The organism is Hyphococcus sp. (assembly GCF_965267305.1).
Lineage (GTDB): Bacteria > Pseudomonadota > Alphaproteobacteria > Caulobacterales > Parvularculaceae > Hyphococcus.
Window position 1 is genome coordinate 2,731,454 of the sequence record NZ_OZ253945.1, and the last position, 19,320, is coordinate 2,750,773.

At 61.5% G+C, this 19,320-nt stretch carries 20 protein-coding genes; 10 read left to right on the forward strand and 10 right to left on the reverse strand.

Annotated elements, in window-relative coordinates; all coding sequences use genetic code 11:
* The first annotated feature begins 97 nt into the window (after window positions 1–97).
* Window positions 98–448 carry a VOC family protein gene (locus ACQY5P_RS12960; protein WP_428407289.1) on the forward strand — a complete coding sequence of 117 codons (351 nt, stop codon included), beginning with the start codon at window positions 98–100 and terminating at the stop codon, window positions 446–448.
* Here the strand turns inward: ACQY5P_RS12960 and ACQY5P_RS12965 are convergent, their stop codons facing one another.
* Window positions 449–1,066, reverse strand: a complete 618-nt coding sequence (locus ACQY5P_RS12965; RefSeq protein ID WP_428407290.1) for a thiamine phosphate synthase — start codon at window positions 1,064–1,066, stop codon at window positions 449–451.
* Between ACQY5P_RS12965 and ACQY5P_RS12970 the strand changes: the two genes are divergently transcribed.
* The 3 genes from ACQY5P_RS12970 to arsC all read left to right on the forward strand — a co-directional run bounded on the left by ACQY5P_RS12970 (window position 1,055) and on the right by arsC (window position 2,906).
* Complete coding sequence (locus ACQY5P_RS12970) at window positions 1,055–1,756, forward strand: YggS family pyridoxal phosphate-dependent enzyme (protein WP_428407291.1); 702 nt, start codon at window positions 1,055–1,057, stop codon at window positions 1,754–1,756. The genes ACQY5P_RS12965 and ACQY5P_RS12970 overlap by 12 nt on opposite strands.
* A gap of 104 nt (window positions 1,757–1,860) precedes the next feature.
* Window positions 1,861–2,550 carry a response regulator transcription factor gene (locus ACQY5P_RS12975; RefSeq protein WP_428407292.1) on the forward strand — a complete coding sequence of 230 codons (690 nt, stop codon included), beginning with the start codon at window positions 1,861–1,863 and terminating at the stop codon, window positions 2,548–2,550.
* Window positions 2,551–2,558: 8 nt separating this feature from the next.
* Window positions 2,559–2,906 (forward strand): arsenate reductase (glutaredoxin), encoded by a 348-nt coding sequence (gene arsC / locus ACQY5P_RS12980; protein ID WP_428407293.1) that lies wholly within the window; start codon window positions 2,559–2,561, stop codon window positions 2,904–2,906.
* 3 nt (window positions 2,907–2,909) lie between these two features.
* Here arsC and ACQY5P_RS12985 read toward each other — a convergent pair whose 3' ends face one another.
* The 3 genes from ACQY5P_RS12985 to ACQY5P_RS12995 are packed head-to-tail and all read right to left on the reverse strand — an operon-like array spanning window position 2,910 to window position 6,063.
* Window positions 2,910–4,427: a cryptochrome/photolyase family protein gene (locus tag ACQY5P_RS12985; RefSeq protein WP_428410661.1), complete on the reverse strand. Its 1,518-nt coding sequence runs from the start codon at window positions 4,425–4,427 to the stop codon at window positions 2,910–2,912.
* A 23-nt stretch (window positions 4,428–4,450) separates the two neighbouring features.
* Window positions 4,451–5,140, reverse strand: coding sequence for an SDR family NAD(P)-dependent oxidoreductase (locus tag ACQY5P_RS12990; protein WP_428407294.1), 690 nt, complete (start codon window positions 5,138–5,140; stop codon window positions 4,451–4,453).
* Window positions 5,137–6,063, reverse strand: a complete 927-nt coding sequence (locus ACQY5P_RS12995) for a patatin-like phospholipase family protein (protein WP_428407295.1) — start codon at window positions 6,061–6,063, stop codon at window positions 5,137–5,139. The genes ACQY5P_RS12990 and ACQY5P_RS12995 overlap by 4 nt, the downstream gene beginning before the upstream one ends.
* Before the next feature lie 216 nt (window positions 6,064–6,279).
* Here ACQY5P_RS12995 and ACQY5P_RS13000 point away from each other — a divergent pair, with 216 nt between their 5' ends.
* Entirely contained in the window at window positions 6,280–8,979 is a 2,700-nt protein-coding gene (locus tag ACQY5P_RS13000; protein ID WP_428407296.1) for an ATP-binding protein, read from the forward strand.
* A 54-nt stretch (window positions 8,980–9,033) separates the two neighbouring features.
* Window positions 9,034–9,750, forward strand: coding sequence for a DNA polymerase III subunit epsilon (gene dnaQ, locus ACQY5P_RS13005; RefSeq protein ID WP_428407297.1), 717 nt, complete (start codon window positions 9,034–9,036; stop codon window positions 9,748–9,750).
* A 2-nt stretch (window positions 9,751–9,752) separates the two neighbouring features.
* On the opposite strand, the gene secB is transcribed toward dnaQ, so the two are convergent.
* Window positions 9,753–10,253 carry a protein-export chaperone SecB gene (secB, locus tag ACQY5P_RS13010; RefSeq protein ID WP_428407298.1) on the reverse strand — a complete coding sequence of 167 codons (501 nt, stop codon included), beginning with the start codon at window positions 10,251–10,253 and terminating at the stop codon, window positions 9,753–9,755.
* Window positions 10,254–10,338: 85 nt separating this feature from the next.
* A complete protein-coding gene (locus ACQY5P_RS13015) occupies window positions 10,339–10,725 on the reverse strand; it encodes an FxsA family protein (protein WP_428407299.1) in 387 nt (128 codons plus the stop codon).
* A gap of 80 nt (window positions 10,726–10,805) precedes the next feature.
* Between ACQY5P_RS13015 and ACQY5P_RS13020 the strand changes: the two genes are divergently transcribed.
* From ACQY5P_RS13020 to ACQY5P_RS13030, 3 genes are all read left to right on the forward strand, one after another.
* Window positions 10,806–11,453 carry a Tim44/TimA family putative adaptor protein gene (locus tag ACQY5P_RS13020; protein ID WP_428407300.1) on the forward strand — a complete coding sequence of 216 codons (648 nt, stop codon included), beginning with the start codon at window positions 10,806–10,808 and terminating at the stop codon, window positions 11,451–11,453.
* Between the two features lie 69 nt (window positions 11,454–11,522).
* A complete protein-coding gene (gene mltA, locus ACQY5P_RS13025) occupies window positions 11,523–12,890 on the forward strand; it encodes a murein transglycosylase A (protein WP_428407301.1) in 1,368 nt (455 codons plus the stop codon).
* 14 nt (window positions 12,891–12,904) lie between these two features.
* On the forward strand, window positions 12,905–13,474 hold the full coding sequence (locus ACQY5P_RS13030; RefSeq protein WP_428407302.1) for a Smr/MutS family protein: 570 nt from the start codon (window positions 12,905–12,907) through the stop codon (window positions 13,472–13,474).
* Window positions 13,475–13,483: 9 nt separating this feature from the next.
* Here ACQY5P_RS13030 and ACQY5P_RS13035 read toward each other — a convergent pair whose 3' ends face one another.
* From ACQY5P_RS13035 to hslV, 4 genes are all read right to left on the reverse strand, one after another.
* Window positions 13,484–15,334, reverse strand: coding sequence for a hypothetical protein (locus ACQY5P_RS13035; protein WP_428407303.1), 1,851 nt, complete (start codon window positions 15,332–15,334; stop codon window positions 13,484–13,486).
* 239 nt (window positions 15,335–15,573) lie between these two features.
* Window positions 15,574–16,881 carry an ATP-dependent protease ATPase subunit HslU gene (hslU, locus tag ACQY5P_RS13040; protein WP_428407304.1) on the reverse strand — a complete coding sequence of 436 codons (1,308 nt, stop codon included), beginning with the start codon at window positions 16,879–16,881 and terminating at the stop codon, window positions 15,574–15,576.
* A 148-nt stretch (window positions 16,882–17,029) separates the two neighbouring features.
* A complete protein-coding gene (locus ACQY5P_RS13045; protein WP_428407305.1) occupies window positions 17,030–17,731 on the reverse strand; it encodes a VPLPA-CTERM sorting domain-containing protein in 702 nt (233 codons plus the stop codon).
* A gap of 309 nt (window positions 17,732–18,040) precedes the next feature.
* Complete coding sequence (gene hslV, locus ACQY5P_RS13050) at window positions 18,041–18,586, reverse strand: ATP-dependent protease subunit HslV (RefSeq protein WP_428407306.1); 546 nt, start codon at window positions 18,584–18,586, stop codon at window positions 18,041–18,043.
* Between the two features lie 134 nt (window positions 18,587–18,720).
* On the opposite strand from hslV, the gene hisB reads away from it, so the two are divergent.
* Entirely contained in the window at window positions 18,721–19,308 is a 588-nt protein-coding gene (hisB, locus tag ACQY5P_RS13055; protein WP_428407307.1) for an imidazoleglycerol-phosphate dehydratase HisB, read from the forward strand.
* The last annotated feature ends 12 nt before the right edge of the window (window positions 19,309–19,320 follow it).

Below are 19,320 nucleotides of genomic sequence, written 5' to 3' on the forward strand. Positions count from 1 at the left end.
CATGCGCATCTTGCTCTTGCCTGTTATGCTCTTTGCGGTGGCGGCTTGTTCGGACGCATCGGGCGGTGCGTCCTCCTCAGCATCAGGAGACGCCGTCATGGCCCAGAAAAACAATCACATCGATTATGTAGAGCTTGCCGCGGAAGATTTGTCCGTCGCGAAAGCGTTTTACAACGCCGCTTTCGGATGGGAGTTCCAGGATTGGGGCGAGACCTATGTCAGCTTCACCGGCGCCGGCCTCGATGGCGGGATCAGGGGCGGCGAAAAACCCGTCAACGGATCGACGCTCGTCATTCTTTATGCCGACGATATCGAGGCGAGCGAAAAGCGCGTTGTGGATGCGGGCGGCGAGATCACCGAACGCCACGAATTTCCCGGCGGTCGGCGGTTCCATTTCCGCGATCCCTCCGGGAACCTTCTGGCCGTCTGGACGAAAGCTGAAGAATAATCAGTCGAGAAAGGCGCCGATGGCGGCGAGGCCAGCAACATTGGCGCCTGCAAGCCTTCCGGCATTGGTCTCATCGACGCCGCCCAGCGCCAGCACCGGAACTGGGGACGCCGCCGCCAAACGCCGGAAAGCGGCGGGACCAAGGCCCTCTTCTCCTTCATGGCTGCTTGTCGGGAAGGCGGGCGACAAGAGCGCCAGATCGGCGCCCATGGCTTCAGCCCGCCGGAGCTCCGCCACATCATGCGCAGAAGCGGTGACGATCATGCCTTGTGGAATTGGCCTTGCCGCTGAAAACCAGCGCGGACAGTGAACGCCGTCGGCGCCGAGCCGCTCCGCGAGAGCCATATCGGCGCCGATGAGGAGTCTCACGCCGCGGGCCGCACAGACCGACTTCAATTGCGCGGCGAGCGCAGCTCGCCGGGGCGTCTCGTAATCCCGCAGGATGACGCCTGCGCCTTTTGGCAGGACCCGCGCCACCAGAAGCGGATCCGGCGCGCGGCGCCCGTCTGTCAGAAAAGCAAGATGAAAAGGCGTCGAAACGCCCGACCGGCGTTTGAGGTCGTTCGCGGCGGCTGCTAGTTTCGCCGCCCGCAAGCGGAGCCCTTCATGTCTTCTCACGCCGCCCTTTCAGAAAACGATGCCGATCCCGCCGCCAATCTCGCAAGGATCAGGGAAGAAATCGAGGGCGCGCTGAAAGAGGCGGGCCGTCCCGCCAGTTCTGTCGTCATTACCGCTGTTTCGAAATTTCATGACGCGGCGCGCATCCGTCCCGCGCTCGAAGCCGGCCACCGAACTTTCGGCGAAAACCGCGTGCAGGAGGCGATGGCGAAATGGCCGGACTTGAAGGCCGATTATCCGGATATCGAGCTGCGGCTGATCGGCCCCTTGCAGACCAACAAGGCGAAGGAGGCGGTGGCGACCTTCGATGTCATTGAAAGTCTCGACCGGCCGAAACTCGCCAAAGCCCTCGCCGCGGAAATGGACAAACAGGGCCGCCGTCCAAAGCTTTATATTCAGGTGAACACAGGCGAGGAGCCGCAAAAAGCGGGGCTCGCCCCGGCCGACGTTCCGGCTTTTTTGACGCAGTGCCAGGCCGAGCATGGGCTCGAGATCGAGGGGCTGATGTGCATTCCGCCCGTCGAGGACGACCCGGCGCCGCATTTCGCCCTTCTCGCCAAAATCGCGAAAAGCCTAAATCTTTCCGGGCTTTCCATGGGAATGAGCGGCGATTATCTGCTTGCGGCCCAGCTCGGCGCAACCCATGTGCGCATCGGGACGGCGATTTTCGGGACCCGTCCTGTTCATTAGGGCGCTCACGGGCCTATAACGAAAAGTTGTTGAAACCTGGAGGCTCCATAGCGGATCGATCGGCGCTATATCCGCCGGTCAGAATTTTAAACGGGCGAGAAACCATGAACCGCGTCAAGAAAATCCTGTTGGTTGACGATGACGAATTATTGCGCGACGCGCTGAGCGATCAGTTTGCCGTGCATGACGAATTTGCGCTGGAGCCGGTGGCGACGGCGCAGGCCGCAATCGAGCGCGTGAAGGAAGAAGCGCATATCGACCTGATGCTCCTCGATGTGGGGCTTCCCGATATGGACGGGCGCGAAGCCTGCCGCATCATGCGAAAGAACGGCTTCAAGTCGCCGATCATCATGCTCACCGGCGCCGATTCCGAGGCCGACACGATTCTCGGGCTCGATGCGGGCGCCAATGACTATGTCTCAAAGCCGTTCAAATTCGGCGTGCTCCTTGCGCGCGTGCGTGCGCACTTAAGAAGCCACGAACAAAGCGAAGACGCCGTGTTCAAGGTCGGGCCTTACGAATTCCGGCCCGCTGTCAAAATGCTCGTAACGCCGGAAGATAAGAAAATCCGGCTCACTGAGAAAGAAACTTCCATCCTCAAATATCTCTATCGCGCCGGCGGCAAGCCGGTGACGCGCGATGTCTTGCTGGACGAGGTCTGGGGCTATAATTCAGGCGTTACGACACACACGCTCGAAACCCATGTCTATCGCCTGCGCCAGAAGATCGAGCCGGATCCGTCGAATGCTTCGATCCTTCTCACCGAAAGCGGCGGGTACAGACTATCTCTTTAAGGAAGACGATGCCGGTTACGATCTATCACAATCCCCGCTGTTCGAAATCGCGCCAGACGCTGGCGCTCTTGGAAGAAAAAGGGATTGAACCGGAGGTTGTTCTCTATCTTGAAGACCCGCCTTCTAAGGCGGCGCTCAAGGGTCTCGTGAAAAAGCTGGGACTGAAAAGCGCGCGCGAGATGATGCGCGTGAAAGAGGCGCCCTATACGGAGCTCGATCTCGCCCACGCAAAGGCGGAGACGGCGCTGATCGACGCGATGGCGGAAAACCCGATCCTTATCGAGCGGCCCATTGTCGTGAACGGCGACAAGGCCGCCATCGGCCGCCCGCCGGAAACCGTGCTCAACATTCTTTAAACGTCAGATCCGTTCGCCGGCGTCGAGTTTGTCGAGAATGGCGCGCGCCCTCGCGCGATAGGAAAGCTTGGTTCCTTTCTCCATTTTAGCCCAGGTCCGGTACATCTGGGCGAGTCGTGGATTGTCTTTCAGCTTCTTTTCATTGCGCGCAAGGAAATCCCAGTAAAGCGTGTTGAAAGGACAGGCGTCCTCTTCGGTTTTCTTCGTCACGGCGTATCGGCAGGTTTTGCAGTAATCCGACATGCGGTTGATATAGGCGCCGGACGCCGCATAGGGCTTTGAGCCGAGCGCGCCGCCATCGGCATATTGCGACATGCCGATGACATTCGGCGCCTCCACCCATTCGAAGGCGTCGAAATAAACGATCAGATACCATTCGTGCACGTCGTAGGGATCGATTCCCGCGAGCATGGCGAACAGCCCCGTCACCATCAGCCGCTGAATGTGATGGGCGTAAGCGTCTTCGAGGGTCTGCGTGACGGTTTCGCGGATGCAGGCCATATCCGTTTCGCCGGACCAGTAAAATGCGGGAAGCTTCCGCTCATTCCCGAAAAAATTCCGGCGCACATACTCTTCGCCGCCGCGCCAGTAATGCCCGCGTACATATTCGCGCCAGCCGATGATTTGGCGGATAAAGCCTTCGGCTGCGTTTATGGGCGCGTCGCCAGACAAATAAGCGTTCTCCGCGCGCTTGCAGACCTCCAGCGGATCAAGCAGCCCGATATTGATGTAAGCCGACAGAACCGAGTGATAGAGAAAGCGCTCGCCCGTCAGCATGGCGTCCTGAAAATCCCCAAACCGCGGCAGCGCTTCTTTGATGAAATGGTCGAGCGCTTTCAGCGCGTCTTTGCGTGTCACTGCAAATTGGAAGGGTTCAGCGTCGCCGAAGTGTTCGGCGAATTTGCCTTTGACCAGATCGATCACGTCTTTGGTGATGGCGTCCGGTTTGAATGTCTTCGGCGACGGCATGAAAAGATCGCCGGAGGCGGGCTTGCGGTTTTCCTTGTCGTAATTCCATTCGCCGCCGGCCGGTTTGTCGCCTTCCATCAAAAGCCCGGTTTTGCGGCGCATTTCGCGGTAGAAATATTCCATGCGCAACTGCTTGCGGCTCTTGGCCCAGTCGTCGAACTCCTGATGGCTGGCGATGAAACGGTCATCGGTGCGAATCTCGACAGGGATGGAAAATGCTTTTTCCCAGCCTTCGACTTCTTGCAGCACGCGCCTTTCGCTGGGCTCGGTGACGATCAGCTCAGCGGGCTCATGGTTTTTGACGGCGCGGTTCACCAGCTCAGTGAAGGAGCGCGTTGCGTTCTTGTCATCAAGTTTCTGATAGTCAACGCGCCAGCCGTCTTTCTTCAGCTCTTCTGCGAAATGGCGCATCGCGGAGAGGACGAGGATGATTTTCTTCTTGTGATGTCTGACGCTTGTGGCTTCATCCCAGAGCTCGCCCATCAGGATGACGTCTTTGGTTTTGCGCGCGTCCTTCAGCGAAGAGATATCGCGCGAAAGCTGGTCGCCCATGATGAGAATGAGGCGCGAGTCCGTCACCAGGGGATCGTCTCCCCGGCGTAATCGAAAAACCCGCCGGATTGCTCTGCCGAAAGACGGGAGATGACGCCAAGGAGATTGCGCGCGCATTCCTCAGGGCTCGCCGTATAGCGGTCTTTCGCGTATTTTTCCGTCAGCGGGGTTGGGATGGTGCCGGGATGGAGGGCGACCACGATGCTTTCCTTGTTGCGCCGCTTTTCCTCAATGGCGGCGCAGCGGACGATCTGGTTGAGCGCGGCTTTCGAGGCGCGATAGCTCATCCAGCCTCCGAGCCGGTTGTCGGCGATGGAGCCGACGCGGGCTGACAAGGTCGCAAAAACGCTTTTGCCGTCGCGCTTCATCAGCGGCAGGAAATATTTGAAGGCGAGCGCCGTTCCCACTGCATTGACCGCCAAAGCGCGCGCCATCACCTCTGCGTCGATGTCCTTAAACGCCTTTTCCGGTCCGGCGCCGTTGATGTCGAGCACGCCGGCCGCATTGAAAATAAGATCGAAGCCGTCGCCAGGGGCGATATTTTGCGCCGCTGTGGCGACGCTCTCCTCATCCGTAAGATCGAGGCGGTTTCGGCTGCGCGAGAGCGCAATCACATGGGCGCATTGCGGATCGTCGTTCAGCGCGTCGGTCACGGCTGAGCCGATGCCGCCGGAGGCGCCGATAACGAGTGCGTTGTAAGGCTGTTTCGTCACGCGCTCAGCAACCGCTCAATCTCGCCGCGCTCCTTCATCAGGGCGCGATAGCCTTCCTCTATGAACTCGTCGGCGCGGTCGAAGGCGGTGGGCATGGCGTCGCGCATGTCGGGCTTCACCCAGATGTCGGGCGGCTCGGCGACGGCGCGGGCGCGGGCGAGCTGCATCTGGAAAATGTCGGCGGCGGCGTAGGCGGTCTCGAATAGGTGCGGCTTCGCTCCTGCGCGCGCCTTCGCCATGGCCACTTGGAGATCAATGGCGGCTTTGGTCTCGTCGATCAGTTTGGCGACGGCGCCGGTGATGGTTTCGGGATGTTTCAGCTCCTTTTGCACGAGAACCGGCATGCGCTCCTTCGGCGCGTCGAAGCGGTCGAGGACGCGGGGGACGGCGTTGAGGTCGACGGAAATGACCACATCGGCGCCGAGCCGGCGCGCGAGCGAGACCGGCGCCGGATTGGCGAGAGCGCCATCGACCAGCCATTTCCCGCGTGTGTGAACGGCGTGAAAGATCACGGGAATCGCGCTTGAGGCGCGCGCGGCGTCGATCACCGAGCCCGAGGTGATGATGACTTCTTCGCCGGTCGCGAGATCCGCTGCGACGGCGCCGTATTTCACAGGCAGGTCTTCAATCTTCTTGTCAAAGCTGCGGAATGCTTCGAAGGCGGGGGCCGTATCGACGAAACCGCCATGATGCACTTTCAAGGCGAAGCTTTGCAGCGCCGAGAGGGGTTTCAGCGTGCGCGCCCAGCGTTCGAACTCGTCGAGGGCGCCGATGAGATGCGCTCCGCCCACAAGCGCACCGACGGAACAACCGGCGATGGCGTCAGGTTTGACGCCGATTTCATTCAGCGCCCTTAAGACCCCGATATGGGCCCAGCCGCGCGCCGCGCCGGAGCCGAGAACCAGTCCCAGTTTTTTTGTCATGGCGCGGTTTTCCCGTTGCTTATCTTCGCAAATGGGCAGGCGTCGCTGGCTCGTCAACGCCGCCCTCGAAACATAAGACGGCGGCTGCGGTTGTCGAAAGGGGAAATGACCGAAAAGCAACGCAAATACGGGGAAAATCCATGCCTGTCCTAGGTGGCGGGGATGGGCGAAGCGGGCCATAGTCCCCGGTTCGAATCACCTTTTCGGAGACGTCCTTTGTCCGGCGCTGACAATGTCAAATCCTTGCGGGAGGAGCTTCTCGACCAGACAAAGGCTGAGGGTGACGCCGCGGCCGGCCCGCGGCCCCATACGCGCGAGGAAATCATAGCGATGATGGACGCCGCCGCAGAGAAGGCGGGCAAGACGGCGAAACCGGAAAAGAAGGACGACGCGGGCGGTTTGGTCAACGCCGCCGCCTTCTGGCTTCTCTGGGCCGGGGTTTTCACCGCGATTGCAGCGATCGTATATGTGGTCATCAGTGCGCGCGATTCTGGCGGCGCGGGCATTGTTCTCGCGGGCGGACTGGCGCTCTTGATCGCCGTGTTCCTGACCGGCGCCGCCATGAAGATGTTTTCCCCGGTGCTGGTGACGGGCGTCATGCTGCGCCGGGCGACGGGCAAGAAGCCCGCCGAGGCGGTGGAGCTTGCCGGCGCCGAAATTCTCGGCGCGCTGGGCCTTGCGGAACGGGTCCTCGACGCCGATGACGAGGCGCGGCTGGTGGCGCGCCGCGATGGCGTCGTCACCTATGCCAACCGCGCCTATTTCGATCTGGCGAAGGCGGCGGGCGTCATGGGCCCCGCCGGCCTGCCGCCCCGCATCGACCGCCTCTTCGCGCAACAGGGTGCGGAAGCGACGAAGGTCTTCCGGCTCTGCAAGGCCGCAAAAAGCGCCGAAGCCGCCGAGGAGATCATCTATCAGACCATGGGCCTCGCCGGCGGCGGCGAACGCCGGCGCTTCGAAGTCAGCGTGCGCCCGATCCGCGGCGCCGAGGATCACGTTGCTTGGCGCCTTCGCGAACTTCCCATTGAGGAAAAGGAGCAGGACAGCCTCGCGGCGGCTTACGCGGATTTTCCGCATCCGGTTTTCGCGCTGGAGAAGTCGGGCCAGATCGCCTGGGCCAACGCCGCTGCGCGCGAAAAGCTCGGCGCCGCGCGCGGGCAGTTGCAGGCGATCGACGACATCGTCCTTGGCGAGACGAGCGATCTCATCAGCGGCCTGTGGCGGATCGACCGCGAGCCTATCACGGCGCAGGTGCGCCGCCGCAATGCGGAGCCTGCCGAAGCCAGTTTCGTGGCCTTCCGCCGCGGCGGCATCGGCGAAGGTTTCGCCTGCGTGGAGATGACCGTCGATGAAAGCGCCGACGAGGTCGAAGATGTGGCGCTCTCCGGCGACATGTCGGAATCGCCCTTCGGCGTCGCCATCGTCGAAGGCGAGATCAATCGCGACGGGCGTGTTGTCGAGGCGAACAAGGCCTTCGCCGATGCTTTCGGCGCGCAGAAGAAAAATGCGCCGCTGGTCAAGTCTGTGGCGCAGGCGACGCTTGAAGAACTCGCCGAGGAAATCCGCCGCAAGACCCGCGCCGGCGGGGCGCCCAAAGCCATTGAGGCGACCGTCGGGACGGGCGCCGCGTCGCGCACCTATGCGCTGTTCGCGCGTCCCGTGCGGCGCAAGCGCGGCGCCTATGGTGTGCGCCGGACGCTCCTTTATTCCGTCGACGTCACCGACCGCAAACAGATGGAAGAGGAATATGCGCAGGACCAGAAACTGCGCGGCATCGGCGAACTAGCCAGCAAGGTCGCCCATGACTTCAACAATTACCTGCAGGTCGTAATCGGTCATTGTGACCGCCTGATGCTGAAACACCCGGCGGGCGATCCGGCCTATGCCGATCTCGTTCAGATCCGCGAAAACGCCCAGCGCGCAGCAAATACGACGAAGCAGCTTCTCGCCTTTTCGCGCAAGCAGACGCTCAAAAAGGAAGCGCTCTCGATCACCGAAATCCTCCGGGATTTCTCGCGTTTCCTGACCCGCTCCATCGGCGAGAAAGTGAAACTCGAACTCGTCAATGGCCGCGCCCTTCCTTTCGTCAAGGTCGACCGCTATCAGCTCGAGACGGCAGTAATGAACCTGGCGGTCAACGCCCGCGACGCCATGGGCTCGGCCGGCGGAACGCTCACCATCCGCACCCAGAGCATTTCGGCGGAGGAAGCCAAAGCGCGCAACATCGCGGGTCTCCTCGACCAGGATTATGTGCTGATCGAAGTCGCCGACACGGGCCCCGGCGTGCCGCAGGAGATCGCCGACAAGATTTTCGATCCCTTCTTCACCACCAAGGAAACCGGCAAGGGAACGGGGCTCGGCCTCTCCACCGTCTACGGCATCATTCGTCAGCTTGACGGCGTTATTGCGTTGAAAAGCGCCGAGGGCAAAGGCGCGACCTTCGAGATTTACCTGCCTGCCTATGACGCGCCGGAAGAGGATGCTGAAACACCGAAGGAAGCCGCCGCGCCCAAGGTCCGGGAGGCGCAGGACCTCACCGGCGCAGGCCGAGTCCTCATCGTTGAGGACGAAGACCCGGTCCGCAATTTCGTCGTCGCGACGCTCACCGATTGCGGCTATGAAGTCAGCGAAGCCGCGGACGCCGAAGAGGCGCTCGAGCTGCTCGAAGAGGACATGGACTACGACCTCGTCATCTCCGATGTCATGATGCCGGACATGGACGGGCCGTCCATGGTCAAACAGGCGCGCGAGACGCTGGGGCTTCAGTCCAAGATCATTTTCATGTCCGCCTATGCGGAAGCGGCGGTGCGCGATCAGCTCGACCTCATCGAGGGGGCGGGCTATATCCAGAAGCCTTTCACCCTCCAGGGCATCGCCTCGACGGTGAAGCAAACCCTCTATCCGTCTACAGATTAAAATGCGCGCGGGCGAGCGCGGCGGCGGCGGAGACAACAGACTAAAGGCGGCGGCATGCGGCAGATCGTATTCGACCTTGAAACGACGGGCTTTAAATTCTCCGAAGGCCACCGGATCGTCGAGATCGGGGCGGTGGAGCTTGTCAACGGCGCGGTGACGGGCCGCAATTTCCACACCTATGTGAACCCTCAGCGCGATATGCCCATGGGCGCCTTTGAAGTGCACGGGCTATCCGCCGAATTCCTGAGCGACAAGCCGGTCTTTACGCATGAGAGCGTGGCGCAGGCTTTTCTCGACTTTGTCGCCGATGCGCAGCTCGTCGCTCATAACGGTATCGGCTTCGACCTGCCCTTCATGAACGCCGAGCTTCAGGCGGCCGGCCTCAAACTGCTCGACCGGGAAAACATCGTCGACACGCTGCATATGGCGCGGCGGAAATTTCCGGGCGCCCCGGCGAGCCTCGACGCGCTCTGCGCGCGCTTTGCGATCGACACGTCGATCCGCCAGCGCGACGGTCACGGCGCCCTCCTCGACTCAAAGCTGCTGGCCGCGGTCTATATCGAATTGACGGGCGGGGCGCAGGCAGGCCTCGACTTCCGCCGCGAAGAAGGCGCTGCTACGGCGACGAGCGGTACGCGTTGTCGCGCTCCTGCGCGTCAACGCCCCCGCGCCCTCGCCTCGCTCATCACCGATGAGGAGCGGGACGCGCATGCCGCATTCATCGCCGAGCTTGGCGATGAAGCAGTCTGGAAAAAAGCGATGGCTGGCTGATGCTACGCCTGGCCGGCGGCTTGCTGGTCGCGGCGCTGGGCGTTGGCGAGATAGATTCCCATGAAATCGATAGGCTCCAGCATCAGCGGCGGGAAATTACCGTTGCGGGTTGAGTCGGCGATGATCTGGCGCATGAACGGGAACAAGAGCCGCGGGCATTCCACCATCATCACCATTTCAAGCTGGTCGCGCGGCACATTGATGATTTCAAAGACGCCTGCATAGGTCGCCTCAACGACGAACATAGCGTCACCATTCTCGCGATTGGCGCGGGCGGCGACGGAAAGCTCGATCTCATACTGGTTCTGATTGAGGCCGCGTCCCTGCACGTCCACATTGACGTCGATCTTCGGCGTCGAATTCGACTGATAGACCGCCGGGGCGCGCGGGTTCTCAAAAGAGAGGTCTTTGAGATACTGCGCCAGCACGTTCATGGTGGGGGCGGCATTGGGATCGAAGCCTTCGGGTGCGTTGGGATTCGGGCTGGCGGGCGTGTCGGACATGCAGATCGTTCCGTCTTCATGGAGGAAAAAGAGGGCGCTCCATACACGCCCCGCCCGAAAGCCGCAACCCGCGCGCTCCGGCAGCCTAACGCATCATGTCTTCCCTGCGCACGATATGGCTACGGATGGCTTTCAGCGCCATGCGGGCGAGGAGGCGCCGCACAGGCGGTATGAGCAAAAGGAAGCCGGCGCTGTCGGTGATGAAGCCGGGAGTCATGAGGAGCGGCGCCGCCACCACCAGAAGCGCGCCGTCGACTGCCGAATCCACCGGCAGCCGCCCGGTCTCAAGGTCGGCCCGGGCGGCGTTGAGCGCCTGAAGGCCCTGGAGACGGATCAGGAAGCCGCCCAGAAAAGCGGTTCCAAGACAGGCGAGGATGACCGGCAGGATGCCGAAGGCGTCCGCAGCGGTCAAAAGCACATAGATTTCGGCGATAGGGCCGATGATGAAAAGCGCCGCGAGGATCAACAGCATGTGGGGTGCAATCTCCTTCTATGGCTCCTATATAGAACTCGCTTGAGCAATATTAAGGTTTCGGAGCGATATTGGACGATATGGATCCAGTGCTTCTTTTTTTCGCTGGCGTCGCCGCCTTTGTCATTTTCCGACTGATTTCGGTCATGGGCACCCGCACGGGGCATGAGCAGAATCATGACCTCGAAGCGGTGCAGCGCGCGGCCCGGGCTCGCGCGGCGGAAACCCTCCGCGATGAAGACGCCGAAGAGATCGAGGACGCCCCGCCGCCCAAGCCCGTCTCCACCAATGCGCGGGTTCTGCGCGAGGCCGATCCGCGCTTCGATGAGTCGGAGTTTCTTGACGGCGCCCGCGGCGCCTATGAGATGATCGTCGAGGCGTTTGCCTCCGGCGATCTTAAATCGATCCGCCCCTATCTCGATGAATCCGTATACGGCGCTTTCAAGAACGCCGTCATGGACCGTGACGCCGCTGGGTATGCATCGGATCTGAAATTCGTCGGCATCGAACATGCGGCGATCATCGACAGCGCGGTTGAAAACGGCGTCATGTCCGCCGTGGTCGAATTCAAGTCGAACCAGGTGCGCGTCACGCGTGATCGGGATGGCGAGGTTGTCGACGGCGATCCCAATCGCATTGATCTCGTCAAGGACCGCTGGACCTTCTCGCGCAAAACGTCGAGCAGCGATCCCAACTGGACGCTTGTGGCGACTGGCGGCGGCGAATAGAAATTTGCGGCGCAAGAAACTTAAGGAGCGCCGTTTCCCCATGATCGTGAGCAGCCCCGTGACGCCGGCATGAGCGCGTTTTCGTACACGCAATTGCGGCTGTTGCTCGCTGGCGCCGTCATGCTTGCGGCGCTCGCCGCCGCGCTCGTTTTCAGCGGCGTCGTGCCGCCCTATTACGAGCGCGAATTCGAGGATGAAGATTTCGGGCCGCCCGAGCTCGATCTGCGCTTCGCGTCCTTCGACACGATGACGGGCTGGCTGCAGGATGATCCGGGTCCGGCGCTCGAGGCTTTCGTGCGCTCCTGCCAACGGTTTGAGACGCTGGCGCCGGAGGCGCCCGCTAACCCGTTGGAAAATCTGGGAATAAACGACCCGGCGCTGACGCTGTCGGGAACCGTCGCCGACTGGCTGCGTCCCTGCGCGGAGGCGCGGGCGCTTCTCGTCAGCGCCTATTCCGATCCCGGCGGACGGCGCGGCGCCTTGCGCGCATTCTTCGAATTTCACTTCACGCCGGTTGAAATCGCGACCGCGCGCGCGCCCTTGCCCGACGGTCCTGCGCGCCGCGCTGAGCCCAGAATAGAAAAGACCGGAACCTTCACCGGCTATTTCGAGCCGGTCTATGAGGCGTCGCGCCTGCCGACGGAAACGCACACGGCGCCGGTTCTTCCGCGTCCGGACGATCTCATCGAAGTCGATCTTGGCAATTTCCGCGACGCGCTTAAAGGCGAGCGCATTGCAGGCCGCGTCGAAGGGGGACGGCTTGTTCCTTATGACGCGCGCGCAGAGATCGAGGCCGCCGATCATGCGGGTGCCGCGCCCCTCGCCTGGCTCGACCCCAACGATCTTTTCTTTTTGCAGATACAGGGTTCCGGCCGCCTTCAATTCGAGGACGGGTCGTCCATGCGCGTCGGCTATGCGGCGCAGAACGGCCATCTTTATACGGCGATCGGGCGCGTCATGGTGGATCGCGCCATCATGCCGCTCGAAGACATCACTATGCAGTCGATCCGCGGCTGGCTCGATGAAGCCGCTCCGGAAGATGCACAAAAACTGCGCGAGCAAAATGCGTCTTATGTCTATTTCCGCGAACTCGATGACGCCGATCCGGCGCTTGGGCCGCTGGGCGCGCAGGGCGCGCCCCTGACCACCGGCCGGTCCCTCGCCGTCGACCGGCGTTATCATACGCTCGGTGCGCCGGTCTGGGTCGACATCGAGCCGGTGGAGGAGAATGGCGACAAGCCGATCCGGCGGCTGATGATCGCCCAGGATACGGGCGGCGCCATCAAGGGGCCGGTGCGCGGCGATGTTTACTGGGGCTCGGGCGAAGAGGCGGGCGAGATCGCCGGCGCCATGAACGCCAAGGGCCGGATGATCGTCCTCCTTCCCCGCCGCCTCGCCGAGCGCATTCCCCGGAAATATCTGAGAAACGCCCCGTGAGCCGGCGGCGTTCAATGACGCCGGACGAAGAAGCGCTGTGGCGCCGGGCGATGCGCGACGTGGCCCCTTATGGCCGTAATAAGCCTCTGACTGAAAAGATCGTTTCGGGTCCGCAGCATAGTGCCGTGGAGAGTTCAAAGCCTTCGCCGGGCCTCCTGAAACCGCGCCAGAGCGCCGGGTCCAAGCCGGCGCGCAATGCCGAGCCCCTATCCTCCCGCGCACAGCATCCCTTTGCGGCTGGCGATCCGCGTCTCGACCGGCTGGCCGGCCGCGGACGGATCGCGATTGACGGCGTGCTCGACCTTCACGGGCATACGCAGCGCACGGCGGAAACTGCGCTGCGGCGTTTCGTGACGGAGCGTCACGCCCATGGCGCGCGCTGTCTTCTGGTGATTACCGGGAAAGGCGCTGCCGACGCAGCGCCGTCTCGCAGTTGGGAAGGTCCAAGCGGAAGGGGCGTCTTGCGTGCCCGGCTCTCCGACTGGCTCGCCGAGGAGCCCTTGCGAAAACTCGTCTCCCGGGCGAGCCCGGCCCATCAGCGCCATGGCGGCGCCGGGGCCTTCTATATTTTTCTGAAGCGTTGAGGCCTGAGTTTATCCCCAGACGTTGAGGAATTTGAGCACCAAGGCGATCACGACCGCCGCCGGGATCAGATAGAAGAAGAGGATCCGCGACAGGCGGATGAACCAGGTCTCTGTCGCGTCCGCGAGCCAGTCGCTTACCGCTTCGCTCCACCAGCGGCGGGCGGTATGCTTCGGAAGCTGCGACTGGCCGCCTTCGATGGGCATTGCGGCGAGTATGGTGACGCCGCGGTTTTTCCAGCGCGCGAAGGCTTTCTTGACCGCGCCGTTGACGACCGACCCGCGCAGGCGCCGGAATAACATGGCGAAGGGGCCGTATTTGAAATCCGCCGGATCGAATTCGACATCGAGCACCATGGAGGCCGGCGCATCGCGATTGCTGTCTTCGTCGATCCGCACCACGGTGTGACGCACGCCGTAATTGCGCAGGTAGTTTTCAATGTCGCCGATGGACGCCGCGGTCTTGTCGCGGCGGAACAGGAACATGACGCGCACGCCGCGCGATCCCGTCGCTTGCGACGAGAGCATGACGAACGCCGCGAGCGCGGCTGCGGCGCCAAGCGCCAGCGCGCCGCCGGCGGTCAGCGATGAAATCCACTGAAGACTTTGCGGCAGGTTGAGCGCGGTCATGGACGCGCTCATGCCATAGGCGCCGAAGACCAGAAGCAGGATTGCAACCGCGCCGACGCCCATGCCGAGAATGCGCATCAGCCCCGCGGGCACAGCGTCGCCCAAATGCGGATTCGCGATCGTCGCGAGCCGCTGCGTCCAGTAGCCGGTCTTGGCGTCAGTGGTGCGGTAGCGGTCTTCGTAGAGCGTGTGATCGGGATTGTTCTCGACCACCATGAAGCGCGTCTTCATGGGATCGCCCTGTTCGAAATTGTGGTCGATGATGAGATAATCCGACGAGCGCATGGCGACTTCGTAGGGCAGCACCATGGCGAACAGTTTGCCGTTCTGGGCTTCCGCGCCGAGCGTCGAAAAATGCCGTGTTTCGCCAGAAATCGGATCGAAAAACGTATTGGTCTGGCGCGTGTTCGACACCGCGGAGCGGGCGATGCGCGCCAGTTCGCGATGGGGCTCGACCATCTGCGCGGTTTCCTGCACCTCGACGCCGATAGAGCGCATGCCGTCGAGTTTCGCCTTGCAGCGGCGCGCGGCGTCAGGACCGGCGAACACCACATCGATCCGGTCACGGATCAATTTCTGATCGGCCATGTCGATGGGAAGGCCGGCGCGCGGCATCTCGCCGTCGTAACCCGCCTCGCCGGACGGCGTGTTGCCGCTGCCCGTATCCACAAGGCCCCAGGATTTGCGCATGCGCCGTTGCAGCGCGGAAAAGCCGGTGCCCGGGTGGGAAGACTGCACGATGTCGTAAAGCTGCGACTCGTGAACGGCGAGACAGTAATGATCGCTTGCTTCGATCTGCTGCACGCCGCGCAGGCGCGACAGGCTCGCCACCGCGCGCAAAGATTCGTAGTCGTAACCCGAATAGGGATTGTAGAAAGGCACGATGGCGAAATCGGCGATGTTCTGCTGCACCGCCATGAGCGCCTGTTCTTTGGTGCGCAGCGGCTGCGTGTCGGGGTTCTGATAATCGAAGCCGTTATTCTTGCTCGCCTCGTCGAATTCGCGCTCGACCTTGAGCTCCATAGCGCCGAAACCGGCGTCGGGCACGGTGCGGCGTTCGCGGGCGAGTTGAAGGAAATTCTTGGTCGCCTGATAACCGAAGCCCCATTCCTCGCCGGTGAAAGCGATGCGCGCACGCTTCTTGTCCTTGCCGGCGAATTTCGCCGGTTTCTCATCAGTTTCCAGGCGTTTTTCCGAAAACCGGGGATCTGCATCCTCGGCAAAGGCCATCATGGTTCGCCGCTTCCAAGGCCGCGATGCGCCGTCAGCCATGACCAATCCCCGCTCCTACTCCCTCAAGACTTAACAGATTAACCTGTCATTAAGCATCGTGAAAGCCCGCATTTGGCGGGAAAGGGGCGGATTTGGCCGTCTCTTCGGGGCAATGCGCCTCAAGGGCGCCGATTCCTCGCCGATGACGCCAAAAGGCATCACCCCCAGGATTGTTGCAGAGCCGAAAGGGAGTTTGCTAATTATAGGATATACTTGGACAAATCGGCGTTTTTGGCGATTTCCCCAAGGCGCGCCGTCACATAGGCCCGGTCGATGGAAACGGTCTCGCCGTCCTTGTCGGGGGCGGTGAAAGAAACGTCGTCCAGCACGGTCTCCATAATGGTGGCGAGACGGCGCGCCCCGATATTTTCGACGCCGGCGTTCACTTCCGCCGCGGCGTCGGCCAGCGCGTCGATGGCGTCTTCGGTGAAGTCTAGGGTCACTCCTTCAGTCGAAAGAAGCGCCGAATACTGCTTGACGAGGCTTGCTTCGGGCTCGGTCAGGATGCGGCGAAGGTCGTCGCGGGAGAGCGCGTCGAGCTCCACTCGGATCGGCAGGCGGCCCTGAAGCTCCGGCAACAGGTCCGACGGTTTCGAAAGGTGAAACGCGCCGGAAGCGATGAAGAGAATATGGTCGGTCTTCACCGGTCCGTATTTGGTGGCGACGGTCGCGCCCTCAATCAGCGGCAAGAGGTCGCGCTGCACGCCCTCGCGGGAAATGTCAGCGGAGGCGCGATCCGAGGAACGTGCGATCTTGTCGATCTCGTCGAGAAAAACGATGCCGTCATTCTGTGCAAGATCGACGGCCTCGCGGCCGATGGCGTCCTCATCCATCAGCTGATCGGCCTCTTCAGCTAGCAGCGGGTCATAGGCGTCGCGTATCTTGATGCGCTTCGTCGTCTTCGGTCCCTGAAACGCTTTTCCCAGCATGTCGGACAAATTGATCATGCCCATCTGCGCGCCGGGCATGCCGGGGATTTCGAACATCGGCGATCCGCTTTGGGTTTCGCGCAAATCGAGATCGATTTCGCGGTCGTCGAGTTCGCCATTGCGAAGTTTTTTCCGGAACGCTTCGCGCGTTGTCTCGCTTCCATGCTCCCCGACCAGCGCATCGAGAACGCGTTCTTCGGCGGCTTCCTGCGCGGCGGATTTCACATCTTCGCGTTTTTTGTCGCGCACCATCCCGACAGCGATTTCCACGAGGTCGCGGATAATGGAATCGACGTCGCGGCCCACATAACCGACCTCGGTGAATTTTGTCGCTTCGACTTTGAGAAACGGCGCGCCGGCGAGCTTTGCGAGGCGCCGGGAAATCTCGGTCTTGCCGACGCCGGTGGGCCCGATCATCAAAATGTTCTTGGGCGTGATTTCATCGCGCAAAGGGCCTTCGACGCGGCGACGGCGCCAGCGATTGCGGAGCGCAATGGCGACGGCGCGTTTGGCAGCCTTCTGGCCGACGATGAAGCGGTCAAGTTCGGAAACGATTTCGCGGGGAGAAAAGTCAGTCATGCATCACGGGAACTTAAGGAAAAGACCGACCTGACATAGGCTCCCTGCCGCAAAGCGCAATGCCGGCCTGAGTTTTCCCCAAGAAAAAAGGCGCGCCTTGAAGGCGCGCCCCGGAGTCCCCTCTTCGCAGTTTCTCAGAGAAAAGCGATCAGACTTTTTTCTTGCGGCTCGCAAAACCAAAGCCGGCAAGGCCCGCCATGAAGAGCGGCAGCGCGGCCGGCAGCGGCACGTCCGGAATCTCTTCGAATTTGACCGCTTTCAGTTTCCAGGCCGGCGAGTATTTGTCGCATTTCTGGCCCCACATCGTCTGGCGGCAGTTGTAGGCGTATTCGCTGGCGCCAATGCCGAAGAGCTTGCCGACCAGATTGAGAGAAAACAGATCGACAAAGGCGATGCTGTTGTTCGGCATGCCGAGATTTTCGTAGATGCGCTCGAGAATGCCGTCGTTGTTCGTGTCGACGAAGAGATCGAACGTGTCATTGGGGTCGACGTAAGAGAAAATGGCGCCGGTGAGCTGCACCGTCGCGTCGAAGCTGAGGATCAACACTTCCGGAAGGTAGCCGTCGACATAATGCTGGTTGTCGGTGCTGTGCGTGATCCCGGTGCCCGGGCTGTAAGCGATCGGCCGCGCGCCATTGCCGCCGGGCGTCACGACTGCATCGCCGGTGACAGGCGTGTCGGTAAAGATGCCGGCCGTCACGGTCATGGTGACGCCGTCGTCTTCATAAACTTGCGAATTGTAGTTATTCGACACCATGTCGCTGCTGCCAGACGTGGTGTAGATTGCCGTAGCGTGGGCGGCTGAAAGGCTCAGCGCCGCTGCGGCGGAAATGCCGATGATATACTTCATGGAGAACCCCTGTACGCAAACTAGATCCGGGATTACTCCGAACGCGGAATCTTAAATTTCGTCAATCATGTATCGTAACGGGTCAAAACAACCGGGGGATGCGCGGCGCATGGTTAATTTCCATGCTGATTAACAGGCCGATGGCAAATACACCCTTCCGGCGAACAATTTCAGCCGTTTTTGCGGTTAATGCGAAAGGTGCAGGCCCAAATGCTATGGTTAAGTCGCCAGCATCCGAGCCAGGCGTATTGTATGATTTCGGCGCAGTGTTGTGAAAAAGATACTTAACCGGATGCCGATGGGCGGCCCCTACTCCGAAAGGGTTTCGAGCGTCAGGGAGGAGTTTGTGTATACGCAAATCGAGGCCGCAATCGCCATCGCCTTTTTGACGATCTCATCGGCGGGAAGATCGGTCTCCTCCATCAGCGCCCTCGCCGCCGCCCGTGCATAATCGCCGCCGGAGCCGATGCCGGTGACGCCGAATTGCGGCTCCAGAACGTCGCCCGCGCCGGAGAGCGTTAGCGTTACGGACTTATCGGCGACGATCATCATCGCTTCGAGACGCCTCAAATACCGGTCTGTGCGCCAGTCCTTGGCGAGCTCGACGCAGGCCCTTGTGAGCTGATCGGGATATTGTTCTAGTTTCGCCTCGAGCCGTTCGAGAAGGGTGAAAGCATCCGCCGTCGCGCCGGCGAAGCCAGCGATCACCTTGCCGCCGGACAGGCGTCGCACCTTGCGGGCGTCGCCCTTTACCACGGTCTGGCCGAGGCTTACCTGCCCGTCCCCGCCGACCGCCACCGCGCCACCCTTGCGGACGGCAAGAATGGTTGTTCCGTGCATTGACGTCTTGCTCATGACTTTGCCTTTAAACTCCTGTGAGGGCTGGCTTTTCATGGACGGCGGCGGGTTTTTTGCCTAGGACTGGCCCCGACCCCATGAATTGAAGGGTTCAATGCCATCCTCATGAGGCGGCGTCAAAGGAGACGGCCATGCGCGCGGCGACAGTTGAACGGAAAACGCGGGAGACGGAGATTTTCGTCGCGCTCGAACTCGACGGGTCAGGCGATTACGATATCGAAACCGGCATCGGTTTTTTCGATCATATGCTTGAGGCTTTCGCTAAGCACTCCATGATCGATCTCAAAATCCGGTGCGAAGGCGACCTCCATATCGATATGCACCACACGGTTGAGGATGTGGGCATCGTTATGGGCCAGGCAGCAGCGAAGGCGCTCGGCGATTGCGCCGGCGTTCGCCGTTTCGGCGCGTCCTACATTCCCATGGATGAAACCCTGTCGCGCGCCGCGATCGACATTTCAAAACGCCCCTATCTGGTCTGGCGGGTGAACTTTGCACGACCGAAGGTCGGGGACATGGACACCGAGCTTTTCAAGGAATGGTTTCACGCCTTCGCCATGAATGCGGGGCTGACCCTGCATGTGGAAAATCTTTATGGCGAGAACACCCACCATATTATTGAGAGCTGTTTTAAGGCGACGGCGCGCGCCTTCCGTCAAGCGCTGGAAATGGACCCGCGCAGCGACGGCGGCGCCCCGTCGACTAAAGGATCGCTATAGGCGCGTCTTGTA

Coding starts and splice junctions, on each gene's coding strand:
- arsC (WP_428407293.1), top strand. CDS start 2,559: ATGCCGGTTACGATCTATCACAATCCCCGCTGTTCGAAATCGCGCCAG.
- dnaQ (WP_428407297.1), top strand. CDS start 9,034: ATGCGGCAGATCGTATTCGACCTTGAAACGACGGGCTTTAAATTCTCC.
- hslV (WP_428407306.1), bottom strand. CDS start 18,586: ATGAGCAAGACGTCAATGCACGGAACAACCATTCTTGCCGTCCGCAAG.
- ACQY5P_RS12995 (WP_428407295.1), bottom strand. CDS start 6,063: ATGACAAAAAAACTGGGACTGGTTCTCGGCTCCGGCGCGGCGCGCGGC.
- mltA (WP_428407301.1), top strand. CDS start 11,523: ATGAGCGCGTTTTCGTACACGCAATTGCGGCTGTTGCTCGCTGGCGCC.
- ACQY5P_RS13030 (WP_428407302.1), top strand. CDS start 12,905: ATGACGCCGGACGAAGAAGCGCTGTGGCGCCGGGCGATGCGCGACGTG.
- hslU (WP_428407304.1), bottom strand. CDS start 16,881: ATGACTGACTTTTCTCCCCGCGAAATCGTTTCCGAACTTGACCGCTTC.
- ACQY5P_RS12960 (WP_428407289.1), top strand. CDS start 98: ATGGCCCAGAAAAACAATCACATCGATTATGTAGAGCTTGCCGCGGAA.
- secB (WP_428407298.1), bottom strand. CDS start 10,253: ATGTCCGACACGCCCGCCAGCCCGAATCCCAACGCACCCGAAGGCTTC.
- ACQY5P_RS13015 (WP_428407299.1), bottom strand. CDS start 10,725: ATGCTGTTGATCCTCGCGGCGCTTTTCATCATCGGCCCTATCGCCGAA.
- ACQY5P_RS12975 (WP_428407292.1), top strand. CDS start 1,861: ATGAACCGCGTCAAGAAAATCCTGTTGGTTGACGATGACGAATTATTG.
- ACQY5P_RS13020 (WP_428407300.1), top strand. CDS start 10,806: ATGGATCCAGTGCTTCTTTTTTTCGCTGGCGTCGCCGCCTTTGTCATT.
- ACQY5P_RS13045 (WP_428407305.1), bottom strand. CDS start 17,731: ATGAAGTATATCATCGGCATTTCCGCCGCAGCGGCGCTGAGCCTTTCA.
- ACQY5P_RS13035 (WP_428407303.1), bottom strand. CDS start 15,334: ATGATGGCCTTTGCCGAGGATGCAGATCCCCGGTTTTCGGAAAAACGC.
- hisB (WP_428407307.1), top strand. CDS start 18,721: ATGCGCGCGGCGACAGTTGAACGGAAAACGCGGGAGACGGAGATTTTC.
- ACQY5P_RS12985 (WP_428410661.1), bottom strand. CDS start 4,427: ATGGGCGACCAGCTTTCGCGCGATATCTCTTCGCTGAAGGACGCGCGC.
- ACQY5P_RS12970 (WP_428407291.1), top strand. CDS start 1,055: ATGTCTTCTCACGCCGCCCTTTCAGAAAACGATGCCGATCCCGCCGCC.